Annotated in this window: 19 protein-coding genes and 2 pseudogenes; 17 read left to right on the top strand and 4 right to left on the bottom strand. The window is 37.5% G+C overall.

What is annotated here, in order from left to right; genetic code table 11:
• The first annotated feature begins 8 nt into the window (after nucleotides 1–8).
• The 14 genes from AC3ANL_RS12030 (at nucleotide 9) to AC3ANL_RS12095 (ending at nucleotide 13,327) form a co-directional block, all read left to right on the top strand.
• Entirely contained in the window at nucleotides 9–785 is a 777-nt protein-coding gene (locus AC3ANL_RS12030; RefSeq protein ID WP_488329437.1) for an enoyl-CoA hydratase-related protein, read from the top strand.
• A gap of 169 nt (nucleotides 786–954) precedes the next feature.
• Nucleotides 955–1,392, top strand: a complete 438-nt coding sequence (locus tag AC3ANL_RS12035) for an acyl-CoA thioesterase (RefSeq protein ID WP_488329438.1) — start codon at nucleotides 955–957, stop codon at nucleotides 1,390–1,392.
• A 229-nt stretch (nucleotides 1,393–1,621) separates the two neighbouring features.
• On the top strand, nucleotides 1,622–2,095 hold the full coding sequence (locus tag AC3ANL_RS12040) for a PrpF domain-containing protein (protein ID WP_488329439.1): 474 nt from the start codon (nucleotides 1,622–1,624) through the stop codon (nucleotides 2,093–2,095).
• Nucleotides 2,096–2,248: 153 nt separating this feature from the next.
• The gene (dctP, locus tag AC3ANL_RS12045) at nucleotides 2,249–3,301 is read left to right on the top strand and encodes a TRAP transporter substrate-binding protein DctP (RefSeq protein ID WP_488329440.1); all 1,053 of its coding nucleotides are present in this window, start codon (nucleotides 2,249–2,251) and stop codon (nucleotides 3,299–3,301) included.
• Nucleotides 3,282–3,827, top strand: a complete 546-nt coding sequence (locus AC3ANL_RS12050) for a TRAP transporter small permease (RefSeq protein ID WP_488329441.1) — start codon at nucleotides 3,282–3,284, stop codon at nucleotides 3,825–3,827. The genes dctP and AC3ANL_RS12050 overlap by 20 nt, the downstream gene beginning before the upstream one ends.
• A gap of 2 nt (nucleotides 3,828–3,829) precedes the next feature.
• Nucleotides 3,830–5,107, top strand: a complete 1,278-nt coding sequence (locus AC3ANL_RS12055) for a TRAP transporter large permease (protein WP_488329442.1) — start codon at nucleotides 3,830–3,832, stop codon at nucleotides 5,105–5,107.
• Between the two features lie 749 nt (nucleotides 5,108–5,856).
• On the top strand, nucleotides 5,857–7,041 hold the full coding sequence (locus AC3ANL_RS12060; protein ID WP_488329443.1) for an acyl-CoA dehydrogenase family protein: 1,185 nt from the start codon (nucleotides 5,857–5,859) through the stop codon (nucleotides 7,039–7,041).
• A gap of 207 nt (nucleotides 7,042–7,248) precedes the next feature.
• A complete protein-coding gene (locus AC3ANL_RS12065) occupies nucleotides 7,249–7,644 on the top strand; it encodes a PaaI family thioesterase (RefSeq protein WP_488329444.1) in 396 nt (131 codons plus the stop codon).
• Between the two features lie 43 nt (nucleotides 7,645–7,687).
• Entirely contained in the window at nucleotides 7,688–9,061 is a 1,374-nt protein-coding gene (locus AC3ANL_RS12070) for an MmgE/PrpD family protein (RefSeq protein WP_488329445.1), read from the top strand.
• A gap of 40 nt (nucleotides 9,062–9,101) precedes the next feature.
• Nucleotides 9,102–9,872, top strand: a complete 771-nt coding sequence (locus AC3ANL_RS12075; RefSeq protein WP_488329446.1) for an electron transfer flavoprotein subunit beta/FixA family protein — start codon at nucleotides 9,102–9,104, stop codon at nucleotides 9,870–9,872.
• Nucleotides 9,873–9,886: 14 nt separating this feature from the next.
• Complete coding sequence (locus tag AC3ANL_RS12080) at nucleotides 9,887–10,861, top strand: electron transfer flavoprotein subunit alpha/FixB family protein (RefSeq protein WP_488329447.1); 975 nt, start codon at nucleotides 9,887–9,889, stop codon at nucleotides 10,859–10,861.
• Nucleotides 10,862–11,321: 460 nt separating this feature from the next.
• Nucleotides 11,322–11,735 (top strand): aconitase family protein, encoded by a 414-nt coding sequence (locus AC3ANL_RS12085; RefSeq protein WP_488329448.1) that lies wholly within the window; start codon nucleotides 11,322–11,324, stop codon nucleotides 11,733–11,735.
• Nucleotides 11,736–11,980: 245 nt separating this feature from the next.
• On the top strand, nucleotides 11,981–12,205 hold the full coding sequence (locus AC3ANL_RS12090) for an isocitrate/isopropylmalate family dehydrogenase (RefSeq protein ID WP_488329449.1): 225 nt from the start codon (nucleotides 11,981–11,983) through the stop codon (nucleotides 12,203–12,205).
• Between the two features lie 45 nt (nucleotides 12,206–12,250).
• Nucleotides 12,251–13,327 (top strand): AbrB family transcriptional regulator, encoded by a 1,077-nt coding sequence (locus AC3ANL_RS12095; RefSeq protein ID WP_488329450.1) that lies wholly within the window; start codon nucleotides 12,251–12,253, stop codon nucleotides 13,325–13,327.
• Nucleotides 13,328–13,445: 118 nt separating this feature from the next.
• On the opposite strand, the gene AC3ANL_RS12100 is transcribed toward AC3ANL_RS12095, so the two are convergent.
• The 4 genes from AC3ANL_RS12100 to AC3ANL_RS12115 form a co-directional block, all read right to left on the bottom strand.
• Entirely contained in the window at nucleotides 13,446–13,580 is a 135-nt protein-coding gene (locus AC3ANL_RS12100) for a helix-turn-helix domain-containing protein (protein ID WP_488329451.1), read from the bottom strand.
• Nucleotides 13,581–13,701: 121 nt separating this feature from the next.
• Nucleotides 13,702–13,899: a hypothetical protein gene (locus AC3ANL_RS12105; protein WP_488329452.1), complete on the bottom strand. Its 198-nt coding sequence runs from the start codon at nucleotides 13,897–13,899 to the stop codon at nucleotides 13,702–13,704.
• 511 nt (nucleotides 13,900–14,410) lie between these two features.
• Nucleotides 14,411–14,638, bottom strand: a complete 228-nt coding sequence (locus tag AC3ANL_RS12110) for an erythromycin esterase family protein (RefSeq protein WP_488329453.1) — start codon at nucleotides 14,636–14,638, stop codon at nucleotides 14,411–14,413.
• Nucleotides 14,631–14,921, bottom strand: coding sequence for an erythromycin esterase family protein (locus AC3ANL_RS12115; RefSeq protein ID WP_488329454.1), 291 nt, complete (start codon nucleotides 14,919–14,921; stop codon nucleotides 14,631–14,633). The genes AC3ANL_RS12110 and AC3ANL_RS12115 overlap by 8 nt, the downstream gene beginning before the upstream one ends.
• Before the next feature lie 877 nt (nucleotides 14,922–15,798).
• On the opposite strand from AC3ANL_RS12115, the gene AC3ANL_RS12120 reads away from it, so the two are divergent.
• From AC3ANL_RS12120 to AC3ANL_RS12130, 3 genes and pseudogenes are all read left to right on the top strand, one after another.
• Entirely contained in the window at nucleotides 15,799–16,023 is a 225-nt protein-coding gene (locus tag AC3ANL_RS12120) for a hypothetical protein (protein WP_488329455.1), read from the top strand.
• A 135-nt stretch (nucleotides 16,024–16,158) separates the two neighbouring features.
• Nucleotides 16,159–16,602: pseudogene (locus AC3ANL_RS12125) on the top strand (endonuclease I family protein).
• Between the two features lie 554 nt (nucleotides 16,603–17,156).
• Nucleotides 17,157–17,807, top strand: a pseudogene (locus tag AC3ANL_RS12130) (YdeI/OmpD-associated family protein).
• Nucleotides 17,808–17,877: the final 70 nt, after the last annotated feature.

Below are 17,877 nucleotides of genomic sequence, written 5' to 3' on the forward strand. Positions count from 1 at the left end.
AGAAAAACATGAGTCTAATTTATGAAAAACGTGGAAGAGTAGCAATTATTCAATTAAATCGACCTGAAGCAATGAACTCAATCGATCCAGAAACAGAAATTGAACTAAAAGCAGCTTGGTATGATTTTGAGAATGATCCAAATCTTTGGGTAGCTGTATTTACAGGTACAGGTGAAAGAGCATTTTGCACAGGTTCTGACTTAAAGAAAACTATGCCTCCGAAAGAAAGTTTTGCTCAAATTACATTAAATGGTTTAGGAAAAAAAGAATTTGTTCCACGATTTAAACAATATAAACCAATTATTGCTGCTGTAAATGGTTACTGCTTGGGTGGCGGTTTAGAAATGGCGTTAATGTGTGACTTCATTATTGGTGGTGAATCTTCATCATATGGTTTAACAGAAGTGAAAATTGGCAGTATGCCAGGATTAGGGGGTACACAACGGATTGCACGTCGTTTACCATATGGTGCAGCTATGAAAATGTTATTAACAGCTGATCGTATCAATTCACAAGAAGCATATCGCTTAGGCTTAATCGCAGAAGTTGTACCAAACGATCAAGTATTAAATCGCGCCATCGAAGTTGCTGAAAAGATTTGTGAGAATGCACCATTATCTGTTCGCGCGGTAAAGATGGCTGTCAGCGAAGGTATAGAAATGACTTTAGAGCAAGGTATGGCACTTGAAAACTTGGCATGGGGTATGCTTCGTGATACAAAAGACCGTATCGAAGGCCGTGTAGCATTCGCTGAAAAACGCAAACCGAATTATAAAGGTGAGTAATGAACTTAGAATTTAATTTAATCGATAAGACTACTAATACACAGTGGCCTCCATTTAATAATGATTAGAATGTATTTTTAAATCTATGAACTAGTTCCTTACTTATGTATTGGAGGACTTAGGCATTAATGTTTTTTAAAACTTCAGATAGTTGGGGGTGAAGGAAAGAATGAATTTTCATAGGTATGAATTTAAAGTTGAGTGGGGAGAAACCGACGCTGCCGGCATTGTATTTAACCCCAATTTTTACAAATGGATGGATCAGGCAGCCCATCACTATTTTGAATTCATTGGTTTTCCACTCTCTAAATTAATTTCTGTCGATAAAATTAGTATACCCGTAGTTGAGTCCAGCTGTACTTTTCGACGACCGGTAAAATTTGATGATCGTATAGTAATACAAACATCAATATTGGAATTAAGAGATAAGGTAATTAAATATAGACATGAAATAGTAAATGGTGAAGAAATAGCTTCTATTGGATATCAAACAAGAGCAATTGCTTCTATAGCACCTAAGTTAAAAGCAATTTCAATTCCACTTGATATAAAGGCTGCCATAATAGAATCCGGAATAGTTCAGGAGTCGAATTGTGTGTCTAGTTAGAAGTAATAAATCTTTGAACGGTTTTAAATATTATTATATTAATTAAAAATTTTATAATATTTAGAAAATTATTTACAACATTTTTTATATAAATTACAATTTGTATAAATCCAAAAAAATGGAGGTAAATAGTGGTAGGAAGTATAAATCCCGAGGAAGGTGAATGATAGATATCTAAATCGTAGATTTAGCCAATGTTTGCGTATTCTTTAAAGCAGAGGATATTGGAATGAATGGAACGGAAAAACCTGAGGATTTTCAGGAACATCAGTTATTGTTATTTAAGGAAATTAGGAAAATAGCAGCTGAGAAAATTGGTTTAGAGAATCAAACACTCATTCCCTACCCAGTGATGATTGGGAAGCCTCTTGATTATCAAGTTTTTTCGACAGGTGAGGTGATTTCAGGCTCACAAGTAGATTTCTCTGCTCGAATAGTTGGTTTTAACAAAGTTCATAAAGCATTCCCTGGTACGGGAGCTTGTTGTGCGGCTGTTGCCTCCTTCATAAAGGGGACAGTTGTAAATACACAAGCAAGTACACATGAAGATTCTTTATCTGAGGTGAAAATTGCTCATCCCAGTGGGATGATAACAATTTCCGCTATTGTGCAGGAGAATTCAACGCGGTGGGTTGTAGAAGAGGTCACTTTTTCAAGAACTGCACGTAGATTAATGGATGGCTGGGCTTATTTAAAGATATAGATCCATGAATTTTCTTTTATTTAAGTAATTGATTTTGAGTTAAGGGAAAATTGAAACCGCTATCAAACAAAATTTTACAGATGTGTAATAAAAAATCACATTATAAAAATATTAAACTTTTGTAATCTGCGACTGAAAGGGTGTAATAATAATATGATTAATAATAATAAATTTCGAGTTTTATCAATAGTGCTTATATGGTCGATGTTGTTATTATCTGCATGTTCATCAACAAAAGAAGTAAATAAAGAGCAGGCAACTAGTAAAGAGACTGGTCAAGCCGACTACGAAAGCACAACGATTCGCCTGGCCTCTTCGTTACCGATAAATCATCATCTTTCTGTAGCTATGGAGGACTTTGCCAAAAAAGTTAAGGAACGTTCTGGGGGTAAAGTGGATGTTCAGTTTTATCCGGCAGGTCAGTTAGTTACTGATAAAGAAATGAATGATGCACTTTTAACAGGTGGAATTGAAATGGGCTTTGTTCACTCTTCGTTATGGTCGAGCACTGTTCCGGCAATGTCCCTATTTGATGTACCGTTTGCCTTAAGTACACAAGATCAGTCAAATAAAGCTGTAGATGGTGAGATTGGAAAAATATTGAATGAGGAAATGGAGAAAAAAGGTGCAAAAATCCTCATGTTTGCTGATTTCGGTTTAAATGGTATTACATTCACCAAGAAACCCGTGAAATTACCAGAAGATATGAAAGGGCTAACTGTTCGGGCAGCTGGTTTGGAGGGAGAGCTGATTAAAGCTCTAGGAGGAGCACCTGTAAGCATGGGTGGGGGCGAAGTTTATATGAGTCTCCAAAAAGGTACTATTGATGGATCAACGAGCGGTCCTACAAGTATGTATGAAAGGAAGTTTAATGAGGTTAGTAAATATATAACACTTCCTAATTATTCGTATGTTAAATTTATTGTTGCGGTAAATAAACCTTTCTGGGATAAACTTCCTCAAAAGACACAGGATTTACTGTCAAGCACAGCTAAGGAAATCCAGGATGAGATTCGCGTATCAGTTGTGAAGAAAGATGAGGAGGCAATTACCAAGTTGAAGGAACTTGGCATGGATATTTACGAGGTTCCTGAGGCTGATATTCCAAAGTGGAAAAAAGCATCCCAACCTGTTAGGGATATATATGTTAAACAAGCGGGAGCAGTCGGAGAGGAGCTGCTAAAACTTGCAGAATCTATCGAATAATATTCCGGTAGTAACGACTCAAGAGAAAAGCATAGGCAAGGCGTTGTATCGTGCGATTGACCGTATGATCTATGGTGGCGGATTCATCGCAGGAATGTTAATTGTCATTTCATCAGCAATGGTTGTATACGAGATTATTGCCCGAAATATATTCAATTCTCCTACAATATGGACAGTAGAATATACCATTTATGCTTTAATTGGAAGTTGTTTTCTAGGTGCACCGTATACATTAAGAATAAGTGAACATATCAATGTTGATCTTTTGATTAATAACGTTTCTCCAAAGGTTCGAAGAGTAATGGGTGTAGTATCTGCGTTATTAATATTACTATTTAGTATTATTTTTACATGGAAAAGTTGGGAATATGTTCAGCATGCCTACGTATTGGGAACGATGTCTGATACGATTTTGCGTACACCAATGTATATACCCTACTTCCTTCTTCCTATTGGAGGTCTATTATTTTTATTTAGCATCATTTTGAATTTGGTTGACTACAAGAATGGAAAGGGGGGCGAGTAAAAATGGCTCTTTTTATGGGAGGCGGTTTGATATCTTTTCTCCTTCTCGGTCTTCCAATTGCATTTGCACTTGGAATCATAGGCATTGGAGTAATATTCTTCCTTGGAGGAATAGATGCATTAAATCAAGTGCCTATCATTGCTTATAAAACATTAAATAATCAAGAGTTTTCTGCACTTCCATTGTATATTCTAATGAGTCAAATCCTGATTTTTAGTGGGGTGGGGAAAGATCTTTTTGAAATGGCAAACAGATGGGTGCGACATCTTCCAGGTGGGATGATTATAGCAACATTATTGTGTTGTGGGGTTTTTGCCGCTATATCGGGATCTAGTGTTGCGACGTGTATGACGATAGGGTTGGTTGCTTACCCAGAGTTGACTTCTAGAGGATATGATAAGAAACTTGCAGTAGGTGCCATCGCTGCAGGGGGGACGCTAGGAATATTAATACCTCCTAGCGGACCGATGATTATCTATGGATTAATCACCAATGCCTCCATTGGTAAGTTATTTATGGCAGGTGTTGTTCCCGGGATTTTGCTTTTGCTCGTTTTTGTCGTTTATTCTTCGATTAAGACTAGGCATTTGAAGCAGGAACCTGCAAGTTGGGCAGAAAAATGGGAAGCTACCAGAACATCAATATGGGGAGTTTCTTTGCCTGTATTAATTCTTGGAGGAATTTATTCAGGTTTTGTAACACCAACGGAAGCAGCGGCTCTTGGTGTGTTTTTAAGCCTAATTATTGCACACTTTGTTTATAGATGTATGAGTATTTCGAATATAAAGAAAATCATTTTGAGTACAGCATCCAGTTCAACCATGATCATGTTTATTATTATCGGAGCCATGCTATTGGGATATGCTCTTACACTTTCACAGATTCCACAGGCATTAACGACATGGGTTACAGGTTTGCCTGTTTCTAAATGGGTCATTCTCATAGCGATAAACCTACTCTTATTTATTTTGGGAGCTTTTTTGGAAACAGTGTCCATTTTAGTTATTACGCTTCCACTGCTATTCCCGATCGTAACAGGGTTGGGTTTTGACCCAATATGGTTTTGTATTATGATGGTCGTAAATTTGGAAGTCGCCTTAATATCTCCTCCTGTAGGGATGAACCTTTTTGTTCTTCAAGGTGTTGATAAATCCATTAGTTTTGGGACAACGGCAAGAGGAGCTTTACCTTACATGATTTTAATGACACTATTTATTATATTATTAACAGTTTTTCCTGAATTAGCATTGTGGCTACCAAATTTATCTTCAGTAAAATAGTCAAAAGATATATCCTTTATAATAAATTAGTACAATCAGAAGGCGGACTTTCACATTCGGTGCTAAAAGAGACCAGGCGTGAAAGTCTGCTTTTCTACTATTTTAATAAAATAAGGAAAATTGCGGTAAATATGTGTAGGTTATCTGAAAACAATTATGACACCGTTTCAAGTTATGGTGTCTCCACTGATAGACTAAGTACCTATTACTGGAAAAGAGGTAATAAAAGCAGACAGTTCTGCTGTTGCTGCACTTATACTTGGAACGGTAGTTGAAGATGTACTCTCAGAGCTTGAAAATCCAACACATGTAAGATTGGGTCATCCTAGTGGGATATTACCAGTTTTGTGCATCTAAAAAATGATTTAGATAATTGGAAGATAAAAGAAGTTCTTTATTCAAGAACGGAAGAAGAATAATGGATGGTTATGCAAAAGCTTACTTTAATATAATCTTTGTATTTTGACTATTAACTTTATTCAGCAGAAGTCGCCCACTTTTTTATGTGGAGTATAAATGCAAATCATGTTGCCAATTAACAGAATGCTTTTTTGATTAATATTTGCATATTAAAAACATTCCATTTTCCGTTATTTAAATTATTTGAATAATTATAATATTTAAAAAATTATTTACTCCAATATTTATTATAATTATAATTATCACAAGAAGTTATTTTAAAAGATAGAATGTTTATAAGATTCACATCATTAATAATTATAATTTTTAAAAAAAGAAAGGTGGTATTTATGAGTAATTTAACACTAGAATTATCTGATGAATTGCAAATGCTGCGAAAGTTGGTAAGAGATTTTACGAAAAAAGAGTTACTTCCTTTAGAAGAATTGGTTATTCAACGGGAAGCAAATAGAGGTTTAGGTGATGACCCGATTATACCTCCTGATGTAAACGCTCGCTTATTAAAGAAGGCACAAGAAGCAGGTCTATGGGGAATTGATGTTCCTGAAGAATATGGTGGTATCGGTTTGGGTTATACAGCGAAAATGGTCGTATTGGAAGAGTTAAGTCAATCGATTGTTCCGTTTATCTTACCACCTGAAACACCGAATTTACACTTTTTAATTCAATGTTGTAATGAAGAACAACGTCAAGAATATTTATTACCTTATGCACGTGGTGAGAAAAAATCAAACTTAGCTTTAACAGAACCAAATGCAGGTTCAGATGCAGGGGCTATTCAAATGCGTGCAGTTCGAAAGAATGGTAAATGGGTATTAAACGGTCAAAAAACATTTATCTCTGGTGCTGCCACTACAGACTTTCTAATCACGTTAGCTGTAACAGATCCAGAAAAAGGGCGTAAAGGTGGTATTACTGCGTTTCTAGTTGATCGTCATACGAAGGGATTAGAAGTAACGCGTGGTATGGCAACAATCGGGGAATTCCATCCATACGAAGTTTACTATAATGATGTTGAACTTGATGATAGTAAGGTTTTAGGCGAAATTGGTGGAGGTTTCGAACCATTAAAAAATCGCTTAGGTGTTCGTCGTATTGAGCTCGCAATGCGAAGTGTCGGAATGGCAACTCGTGCATTAAATATGATGGTTGATTATTCGAAAATTCGTAAAACTTTTGGTGAATATTTATCAGACCGTCAAGCAATTCAATGGTGGATTGCAGATTCATATACCAGTATTCATGCGAGCAAATTAATGATTTACGATGCAGCGATGAAATTAGACAAAGGTGTAAAAAATATTGCGAAAGAAACTTCTATGGTAAAGATATTTGCTACAGAAATGGCAACAGAGGTTGTCGACCGTTCTATTCAAACACACGGTGGAACAGGGGTAACGAAAGATTTACCACTGGAATATATGTATCGTTTATTACGTATTTACCGTATCGTTGAAGGCCCATCAGAAGTCCATCGTTGGTCAATTGCGCGTGACATTATTAAATCGCACTAAATATTAGGGGAATAGAATACAAGTTTGGTAAAATGCTACGAAAATGGCTTTTTACATAAAGAGTTATTTCATTTTTCACATCAAACTTGTATTGATATTCCACCATTTATTTGGATAAACCGAACTATATGGGTGATTATGCTAATTTAACTTTATTAAAAAGCAATACGCCAAGGTGTATTTGATATATAGAAGGGATAGCAATCGATGAAGATGAATAAAGATACGTATTGCCCATTCTGGGAATATATCCAGATGAAAATAGTTTCAGAGGGTGATGGGCAGTCGGAACTTCGGATTGATATATTTCAAGAATTATATAATAGAAATGAATCAGTTCAGGGCGGCGTTTTGGCCACTTTAGTCGATGCAACTACAGGTGCCGCAGTAGCCTCTACCCTTTCCGAAAATCAAACCATCGTGACAACAGAATTAAAAATAAATTATTTATTACCCGGAACGGGAGAATATTTAATAGGTAAAGGTGAAATGAAACATAAAGGGAAAACTTTGGCAGTCGCCCAAGCCGAAATTTATAATTCTAAAAATCAATTAATAGCACTAGGAACGGCATCTTTTATGATTTTAAAACTAGATAATTAATTTTTGTTTCTTTTGATAAGTCTGTATTTAGAGGAGGGTGAAAATGATACAGAGTAAAACAAAGGTTTTAACGAAAGAGGTAGCTGATTTTGTTCAAAACTATACTTTTGAAAATATTCCTCAAGAAGCAATTCCAATAATAAAAAATGCCCTTATAGATACCATTGGTGTTGCTTTAGCCGGCAAAGATGAAGATTGCAGCAAAATCATTTTAGAAGTAGTGAAGGAAGAACAAGCACAGGGTGCTGCAACAATTTGGGGTCACAATCAAAAAACAACTGCCTCCTTAGCAGCATTGGTTAATGGAACAATGTCACATGCGCTTGATTTTGATGATGTAAATAGCAAAGCTACACAAGCACATCCCAGTGCAGCGCTTGTGCCGGCCATTATGGCGGTAGCTCAAGAGGTTGGTGCATCAGGAAAAGATATGATTTTAGCTTATTTTGTAGGTTTTGAGGTAATGGCTTACATTGGCAAAGCAATTACATATAACCATTATAAAATCGGATGGCACGGAACAGCAACGATGGGAGTCTTGGGATGCGTGGCCGCGGCATCAAAATTGTATAATTTATCGGAAGAACAGATTGAACATGCACTTGGTATTGCGGTTTCACATATGAGTGGTTCCCGTCAAAACTTTGGAACGATGACGAAACCTTTCCATGCCGGCAATGCAGCCCGTTCGGGAATCTTTTCCTCAAAGTTAGCCAAAAAAGGCTTTACAGCAGATCGAGCGATTTTAGAAGCACCATTAGGACTCTTTGCCCTTTATCTTAAAGAAGGCGAAATAAATGTAAAAGAGTCGATTGGGGAATCATTTGAGATTACCAATACGAAATTATCTATTAAACAATATCCATGCTGCTATGGCTCGCACAGAGCAATAGATAGTACAAAGATCTTACTTCAAAAGTTTAAGGTTACACCTGAACAAATTGAAGAAATATGTGTTATTGCCCCAAAAAATGGCTTTGTTCCTTTAATACACTATTTACCTCAAACAGGACTAGCAGGTAAATTTAGTGTGGAATTCCCGATTGCCGCCATGATTTACGATGGAAAAGTAAATACAGCATCTTTTAGTACTGAAGAAGTTTTAAGACCAGAAATTCAAGAAATGATGAAAAAGGTAGTTCGTGAGGAAGATGAATCAATTGAAATTAAACAAAGTGCAATCGAAGAAGGGCATGTCATTGTAAGAATCCGGCTTCAAGATAGTACAGTTGTCGAAGAACAAATCAAGTGGCCAAAAGGTGCAGCCGAATGGCCACTGTCAAGCGATGAATTGGAAGAAAAGTTTTTAGATTGTGTAAGTAAAACTTTAAATAATGAACAGGCTAAATCGGTGCTAGACAGCCTGAATCATTTAGAGGCTGTTGAGTCCGTTCAAGAGATTTGCCGATTTTTATAAAATTAAAGTTTCAACACTACACGACAAGGAGGATTTTAAAGTGAATATTTACGTTTTATTAAAACGTACCTTTGATACGGAAGAAAAGATTACTATTTCTGGTGGAACTATTCAAGATGATGGTGTCGAGTACATTATCAATCCTTATGACGAGTATGCAGTAGAAGAGGCTATTGTTCTGCGTGATGCACATGGAGGTAAAGTAACGGTTATTACAGTTGGTGATGAAGAAGCTAACAACCAACTGCGGACAGCATTGGCCATGGGAGCGGATAAAGCCGTATTAATTAGCGATGAAGACATTGTAAATGGAGATGCGAATTCGACTGCTAAGATCATTGCAAAGTATTTAGAAGATAAAGAACCATCCATTATTTTAGCGGGTAATTTATCAACAGATGGTGGTTCAGGACAAGTGGGGCCGTTAGTTGCTGAACTTTTAAATATTAATGCTGTAACTACAATCACAGGGTTGAAGGTTAATGGAAATAACGCAACGATTGAACGTGATGTTGAAGGAGATCATGAAATTGTTGAAGTATCATTACCTCTTCTTGTAACGTGTCAACAAGGTTTAAATGAACCTCGTTATCCTTCACTTCCGGGAATTATGAAGGCGAAGAAAAAACCAGTCGAGTCATTAGAGCTTAACGATTTAGATTTAGAAGAAGATGACATAGAGGGATTTACCGTAGCTGTTGAAACGTATTTACCGGAAGCTAAACAGGCAGGAAAAATTTTATCTGGTGAATTAAATGAGCAGGTTCAAGAATTAGTTACACTAATTAACTCGAAAGTCAAAGTAATGTAAGGAGTTGATATACCATGGATAAAGTGATTATTGTCGGCGAAATGCGTCATGGGCAACTACGGAATGTATCATTAGAAGCAATTGCAGCAGCAAAACAGTGGAATGATGAAGCGGAACTTATTGCCGTTGTTCTGGGGGGAAATGTAAAACAGTATGCAGAGAAAATGATTCAGTATGGTGCAGATCGTGCAATCGTTGTAGAAAATAGTGAATTAAATCAGTTTACACCGGAAACTTATACTCAGGCATTGTTACAAATTATTCAATCAGTGCAGCCAAAAGGAGTTTTTTTAGCTCATACGTCTATTGGTAAGGATGTGGCACCACGTTTAGCCGGACGTTTACAAGCAGGTCTAGTATCTGATGTTATAAAAGTTGAGGGTCAGAAGACTGAAGCGTTATTTATTCGCCCTATTTATTCAGGTAAGGCATTTGAAAAAATAAAAGTGAATACGGAAACAGTATTTGTCACGATTCGTCCTAATAATATTGAAGCTTTACCACAAGATCCATCGCGGTCTGGGGCGGTTGGAACACAAACAGTGGAACTTACAGATTTACATACGATTGTTAAAGAAGTAGTTCGTAAAACAACTGCTGGTGTCGATTTATCTGAAGCCAAGGTAATTGTTTCTGGTGGCCGCGGGGTGAAGAGTGCAGAAGGTTTCAAACAATTAGCGGAACTAGCTGACTTATTGGGGGGAGCAGTTGGTGCTTCACGTGGTGCATGTGATGCTGAATACTGTAACTACTCAATGCAAATCGGACAAACCGGTAAAGTTGTAACGCCTGATCTTTACATCGCATGTGGTATTTCAGGAGCTATTCAACATGTAGCAGGTATGTCAAATTCAAAAATTATAGTAGCAATCAACAAAGATCCGGAGGCAAACATCTTCGCAATTGCAGATTACGGTATTGTTGGAGACTTATTTGAAGTTGTTCCTTTGTTAATTGAAGAATTCAAGAAGGTTGCAGTCACTCAATAAGATTGGAAATTTCGTTATTGTTGAAAAGTAAACAGTAGAGGAGGGGAACGAATGGAGCCTTTTGCAATAATCCATTTGGTCGCTTTTTTACTTGTAACAGCTTATGCGGTTTATTTATTCGGCCCCCTCGTAAGAACTCGCTATGAGTATATTAAACCTGGGAAAAGCCAGAATTTAATCAAGAATTGAACGATAGATGTAAAGCAATATGGATTAATGTGCTGCAATACACAAATTTCTGACAGCTGCTGCCGGCCAAAAACAGGTCCATCCTGGAGAAATCATAACTGCAAAAATTGATTTGGTCGGGATAAACGATGTTTATCGAATAGTCATGACATCGTTTTATGAAATGGGTGGTACCAAGGTCTGGGTCCCAGAAAAGGTTATATCTTTCTCGACCATAACTCACCTGCCAGTGATTTGAAAGTAGCCGAAGCCCATAGGTCTTTTCGAGAGTTTGCCACCGAGCAAAATTGCCATCTCATTGACATCAACCAAGGTATTGCGCATAACCTGCTGCCGGAAATGGGGGGAATGTTATTGTCATTACCGACTCGCATACGGCCATCCATGGCGCATATGGAGCTTTTTCCACTGGGCTTGGGGCGCCACTGATGTAGCTGCTATCTTAATCGATGGTAGCACTTGGTTCAATGTGCCAGAAGTGATTAACGTCCGCTTGGACGGTAAATTAAAACCAGGCGTTTTGGCCAAGGATGCCGCCCTGTATGTGCTAGGGCAATTAGGCACCGAATTTGGCACATATAAAGTCATTGAATTCTCTGGCCCAGTCGTAGAGGAATTGTCGATGGAAGAACGGACAACATTGACCGTAATGGAGGAATCTTTTTCCCTTTTAGTACGCTGGTAGCTATCTCAATATCATATAATTTACCGCCGGTACATGAACCGATGAATATCTGGTCAATCTTAATGCCTGCTACTTCTTCCACATCTCTCGCATTGTCGACGCTATGTGGAATGGCCACTTGCGGTTTTAGATTGGTCAAATCGAAATTGTATTCTTTTTCGTAGATGAAATCGGGATCGGTTTTATGCACAGTGAAGGGTTCGTCGGTATGTTGCTTAACAGCGGCTATGGTGACATCATCTGGGGTGATATACGTAACCTTCGCCCCCATTTCCGTTTGTATGATGTTGGAGGTAGCGTTAAACCTGCCGGAAGAAGCTGCCGCTATTAACCGAGCCATTGATCAAGTGTTAAGTGACGGTTATAGAACCTCTGATTTTTATACTGAGGGGACTACTAAGGTAAAAACGGAAAAGATGGCCACACTTACCGCCGCCCGAATTTTGCAATTAAAAGCCGTTGGTAATTAGTTGGGAAAACGATAGCTTCTTAACAATAAAAGTGGAGAATAAAAAATGAAAAAACAGTACTTATCAATGTTCGAAACCATAGGAATTGCTTTTGTAGGAGGTATATTATTTTTACTTATTCAAGTACCTTTGCCATGGTTATTAGGTCCTTTAACTGCAGTTACTACTTGGCGACTAACCACAAGAAGAAGTTTATATTTCCCGCCTATTTTTTTTGAGATGGCTCTTCTTTTGCTTGGATACATGATTGGGACTTCATTTACGAAAGAAGCAGCTCTTCAGATCTTGAAGCAGCTTCCTTTCATGGCGGTTACTACAACACTCATAGTGTTCATTAGTGTAGGTCTGGGGATATTCATGGCACACCGATTGAAACTAGATATGGATAGCGTGGTTGTTGGAAGTATCCCTGGTGGATTAACTCAAATGTTAGCCATCAGCAAAGAAATAAAGGGAATCGATCCTACGGTCGTTGTCATTATACAAGTCATTCGTGTTGTGTCTGTTATTTTTATTGTCCCTTTTATAACCATTCACAGCATGACCGGGGGTACTCTCCATTTACATGTGTCAAAACCAACTGATACAATGCTTTTTTTTAATGGAGACTGGGTTCAATATTTTTTATATGGTTTGGTTTCTATTTTTGGATACCTCTTTGGAAAACGAATTGGACTTCCTACTAGCGTTTTAACAGGGCCACTCATTGCAACCGCAGCAGTTATGATCATTTTGGGAGATCAACCACCCCATTTACCGCCCATTATTATTCTCTTATCTCAAGTGGCCATTGGTATTAATACAGGATTACTGATAAAGCCTCAATTACTCGACAACATAAAAATATTTGGTGTTTATTCAATAATAGGGAGTATTTCCTTGATAGCCTCTTCTTTAGCGCTTGCCTTTGTTTTGAAACTGGCTGCACCGATGACTCTTGCAACTGGCTTCCTAAGTACCGCTCCTGGAGGGATTGCCGAGATGGGAATAACAGCAACTGTTGTAAATGCTGATGTTTCCATGGTTAGCGGTTATCAATTATTTCGTATTCTTTTTATATTGCTAGTAGTCACTCCATTTCTGCAAAAGTGGATAAAAAAGAGAAAACAACAGGATAACTAATTACTCAACGATCGTGTAAAGATGCCTTTAACGGCTTGAAAAAGTCATAAAGAAAATAGGAAGAAGGTGCACGAAGAATAGATGAACTGTTGCGGCAATACTATAATGGAAATGATTCCTAACATAGTTTTTCCAGCCGGAATGCTGCAATGAGTTTTAAGCGGGTTTCATAGTTAGATAAATCAAGATGATCTTCTTTTTCAATTTTTTCCATTCTAAACTTTAGTGTATTAGGATGGATAAAATAAGGCATCTGCTGTTCTTTTTATATGACGTTCATTTAATAGATAACATTCTAATGTATTTCTTAATTCCATTTTAATGATCTTAGCGGTTCTAAGTGCCTCTCAATAAACTCTTTTGCCACGTCGGGTTCATTTAATAATACCTCTGTAAGTAAGGCTCCAAGCAGCAGTTTCTGAATAAAAATCGATCTTATCAGGGTTGAACGAGGCATATTTAATAACGAGAGCTGTACGTTTATATGATTCTGTTAAATGTTGAAGACTTTCAACAGGTCTGCCAAAGCCAATGATGATCTCAAATGATTCATTAGGCCATTGCTTTTTCAAATACTTGGTTAAATCTTTTTGTAGTTTTTGCGCAGCGGCACGCCAATTCCGGTATTTTTCATATGTTCACGATGGAAAAAAGGTTTCCGTCAAAATGAAGACCGAAAATGGGAAGGGTTTGCCGGATAATCTGTTCAATTGATTCCTAATTATTTTCCTGCCGAAATAAATTTGATGCTGCTAATAATTATTCCACATAACAGAATAGGTTGGAACCAAATTTCTGGCAGCTTTAGTGATCCTAAACGGCCTTCCACAATTGTTCCAGGAGGGCCGGGAAGAAGACGATGGGAATTTATGGCGATGTCGGGTGAAACAGTTGAGGAGCTTAATAATGAGATAACCACGTGGGAACTTTTGAAACCTTGGGGATATACAAAGGAAAACTGTCAAATAGTCCGCCATGCTGTGTACACCTTCCGTGGGGCTTGGGCAGAAAACTAGCGAAAAAAAGCTGGTGTCAGACCCCGGATGCAGTAATTCACCGGGAGTCTGGCACTAGACTTTCTGTCTATAGAAAGGCACTTTCTACTTCCAGCGGTTTGAGTGCATTTGTGTTAGTAACATAGATAAAGGCATCGTATCTTTTCGACATCCTGGATGGAACATAGTTACCTAGATGTTCGTATTTCGGGTTGTATACGACTCCAATCGCACGGTGACCAATCGGATGGTTAAAGAGTTCTTTGTTTTTGTCATTAAAAATTAAGACCTTATCAAACGCACCCGCCTTATACATTAGGTCTTCCCAGCTGCCTGCTCCAGCTGGCGGCGTGATCATGATTTTTAAAATCATCGCCCCATCGGTCAGCTGCAATGACAGAGCCCCGGTTTGTCCCAAAGCCTACGATATATACTTGTTCGTTCCCTTCTTGTTCTCTTAAAATTTGGCCAACATAGACCATTCCTTTGTCTGCCATATCCGTTGCTCCGGCATTCCCTACATGAATATTGTGCTCCCAGACCATTCCTTTTGCCTTGTTGGAAAAGAAAGCCATGATTCGGTTAAGGACTTCAACCATATGACGGTCACGAATATTCCACGACTCGGTATCGTCAACGGTACCGCAAAATCCCGTATCGCCTCAACAAACACTTTCTCCATTTTTCTCCCTCCGAAAAAATCAATATTACTTAATAGGATGCAAAAATTCAGAGGATTCATACATGGGTGAAGCGCGGCGGCGGTTCTTTTTCTATCAAATTAAGTGTAACCAATCCAAACAGTACATTATTTTGGATTGCAAGGTTTTGTTAAATTAACTAGACTAATTGACGACCGTGAACCCCAAAAATGAATCATCAAGATTGTCAATAGAGCTTATTGACGACCGTCACCCTAAAAAATGAATCATCAGAGTAGTCAATAGAGCTTATTGACGACCGTCACCCTAAAAAATGAATCATCAAGGTAGCCAATAGAGCTTATTGACGACTGTCACCCTAAAAAATGAATCATTAAGGTAGTCAATAGAGCTTATTGACGACCGTCACTCTAAAAAATGAGTCATCAGAGTAGCCAATAGGGCTTATTGACGACCGTCATCCCTAAAAAATGAATCATCAAGGTAGCCAATAACCATTTTGTAACAAAAATTGTAAGTAAAAATGCATAGTAATTGTAGTGATACCCCAGCATTGTTTTCCTACAATTTGAAATACATTTTCTTAACCAAATTCCAAAAATAATTCCATAGAGGTCAATATAAACCAATAAAAAATAACTAAACAAATTAGAATACAAAACACTCCATAAGTAACTATTTAATAAAATTTTAAATTGTTAAACTATTACTAACATCAGTGAAGCCTCAATTTCATCCTGCAGGTGACTATTAGAAATAGCTAAAGTATGTGTATCTAGTTCTTAAAACTATTTTTCCCTGAAGAGGTGAGGTTATGATCAACAGTATGGAATTACTAGCCAAAGAACGGGAGACCGCAAGGGCAGTCTATTTGGAAAACAGCAAGAGCCGCAGCTACTATGAGGAACAAAAGGACATGGAAATCCAACAATCATACTATAAAAATACTTCATTTGATAGAAACAGTCTTCAGAACTTATTAGAAAAAACACATCGAAATAAACTAAATTATTCGCCGCATCGTTATGTTTATCCCTAGGTCGATCTTCAAGAGAATGGAAAACTTAAAAGCATCTATTCCGGGAAAGGAATGGATCCGCTTGCTGTCATTGAAGAGGATATTCGTATACTTGAACAAACGACAAGTGGTGATATTTCTAGTTTTTCGAATGATATGACATTAAATTGTGAACATGTGGTCCCTCAGTCATGGTTTAAGAAGCAAGAGCCCATGAGAGGGGACTTGCATCATTTATTCGCCTGTGAACCCATATGTAACAGCCGCCGCGGAAACAATCCGTATGCTGATTTTCCTGAATACGTTCCGGAAAACTTTACTTTAGGAATTAAGGAAGGCTGTGGAAAGTCGGATGAAGGAAAGTTTGAACCTGAATACGGAAAGGGAATTGTCGTAAGGGCCACATTTTATTTTTTAACCCGTTAGCATGGGGTTCTCAATCACGATTTAGTGAACATGGAGCTGTTACTAAGGTGGCATAAGGACTTTCCGGTGTCTCTATATGAAAAGCATCGGAACTTGGCCATCTTCGATTTACAAGGGAACCGGAATCCGTTTATTGACTTTCCTGAGATAGCAGAAAGAATGATTAGCGAATAGGACAAGAGAGGGAAAGGGGTTATCTTTTTCCTTATTCCCTCACGTTCTAAAACAAAATTGGATATGGATTGCATTAGTTGGTGTAATCATGTAATGTTTTTATTTGCTCAAGTATGCAAATTCTTCCCTGATGTGTTGGAAGAAGTGCATTCTTTTTTTATGCCCAAGTTAATACTAGATGTCATGCTCCTTTTGATTGAAGGGGAATGTCTTCGTGAATAAATTACATCTTTTCTAATCAACTAAGAAGAATTAAGAGGAAACCTTGTGCTATTAGCTGAGAGTGGTTAGGAAGATAGTTCTCTTGGAGTTTTGTCCGCTCCAAAAGATTTAAAGATTGATAGGTTTAACATCATTTCGACTTAGGCTCTTATCAACTCTGATTTTGTCGAACCGCAGTACGAAGGTGACGAATCCAGTTATATTTATAAAGGAACAATCGGAAAATTGCTTCCATCATTAATTTATACACTAGCAAAATAAGTAAAGGCTTATTCGTGTATCAGGTTATTGAAAATGATAAAATAAAATTTAGTAAAGAAAAGGAGTTTATGATGACTATTATCAACAAATTAAATCTTGCCAAGTATACAAATATGGTCGTTCTTAATCAACCAAGTGATTATGAAGTATTTAATGGATATCAGATGGCATTATCTGGAGGCCATGATGCTATTTTCATCTTTGTAGAAACCATTGACGAAATGGTGAAATAGACTCATAGCATCATCAAGGAGCAACAATTACTTGAAAAAGGCTACTTATTTTTTGCTTATCCGAAAAAAGGGAATAAGCGGTATGAAACCTATGTACATAGAGATCAAATCTTTCCAGCCATGAAAGTGGACGAAGAAGGATATGTAGAAAAAAGCGATTTAAAATTTTCGCGGATGGTCGGCATGGATGATGTGTTTACGGTCGTTGGTTTAAAGCGGGAAAAAAAGAAAACCCAGAAATCATCCGCTCCAAGTCAGTCTGTAGCCTATTATGAGGATAATGTAAAAGATATCGAAGCAGTTCTAACGGATTATCCAAATGAACTCAAATTTTTTAGGGAATTAACACCAGGTTATCAAAAAGGTTGGGCTCGCTATATCTTTTCTGCTAAACAACAGAGTACACAAGAAAAAAGAAAAGCAGAAATGGTCGAACTCTTATCACAAGGATATAAATCGGTTGATTTATTTCGGCAAAATAAAAATTAGGTCCACAAATGCTAACTAAACTTAAAAAAGTGCCAGGCACTATCCAATAATGATGTGACCCCGAAAAGTT

This window comes from Neobacillus sp. DHD-1R (assembly GCF_057747995.1).

Bases quoted from the DNA above. Each gene is read 5' to 3' on its own strand.
- AC3ANL_RS12040 (WP_488329439.1), top strand. From the start codon at position 1,622: ATGAATGGAACGGAAAAACCTGAGGATTTTCAGGAACATCAGTTATTG.
- AC3ANL_RS12120 (WP_488329455.1), top strand. From the start codon at position 15,799: ATGATCAACAGTATGGAATTACTAGCCAAAGAACGGGAGACCGCAAGG.
- AC3ANL_RS12080 (WP_488329447.1), top strand. From the start codon at position 9,887: ATGGATAAAGTGATTATTGTCGGCGAAATGCGTCATGGGCAACTACGG.
- AC3ANL_RS12095 (WP_488329450.1), top strand. From the start codon at position 12,251: ATGAAAAAACAGTACTTATCAATGTTCGAAACCATAGGAATTGCTTTT.
- AC3ANL_RS12060 (WP_488329443.1), top strand. From the start codon at position 5,857: ATGAGTAATTTAACACTAGAATTATCTGATGAATTGCAAATGCTGCGA.
- AC3ANL_RS12115 (WP_488329454.1), bottom strand. From the start codon at position 14,921: ATGGTTGAAGTCCTTAACCGAATCATGGCTTTCTTTTCCAACAAGGCA.
- AC3ANL_RS12055 (WP_488329442.1), top strand. From the start codon at position 3,830: ATGGCTCTTTTTATGGGAGGCGGTTTGATATCTTTTCTCCTTCTCGGT.
- AC3ANL_RS12035 (WP_488329438.1), top strand. From the start codon at position 955: ATGAATTTTCATAGGTATGAATTTAAAGTTGAGTGGGGAGAAACCGAC.
- dctP (WP_488329440.1), top strand. From the start codon at position 2,249: ATGATTAATAATAATAAATTTCGAGTTTTATCAATAGTGCTTATATGG.
- AC3ANL_RS12110 (WP_488329453.1), bottom strand. From the start codon at position 14,638: ATGTATAAGGCGGGTGCGTTTGATAAGGTCTTAATTTTTAATGACAAA.
- AC3ANL_RS12100 (WP_488329451.1), bottom strand. From the start codon at position 13,580: ATGCCTTATTTTATCCATCCTAATACACTAAAGTTTAGAATGGAAAAA.
- AC3ANL_RS12030 (WP_488329437.1), top strand. From the start codon at position 9: ATGAGTCTAATTTATGAAAAACGTGGAAGAGTAGCAATTATTCAATTA.
- AC3ANL_RS12070 (WP_488329445.1), top strand. From the start codon at position 7,688: ATGATACAGAGTAAAACAAAGGTTTTAACGAAAGAGGTAGCTGATTTT.
- AC3ANL_RS12065 (WP_488329444.1), top strand. From the start codon at position 7,249: ATGAAGATGAATAAAGATACGTATTGCCCATTCTGGGAATATATCCAG.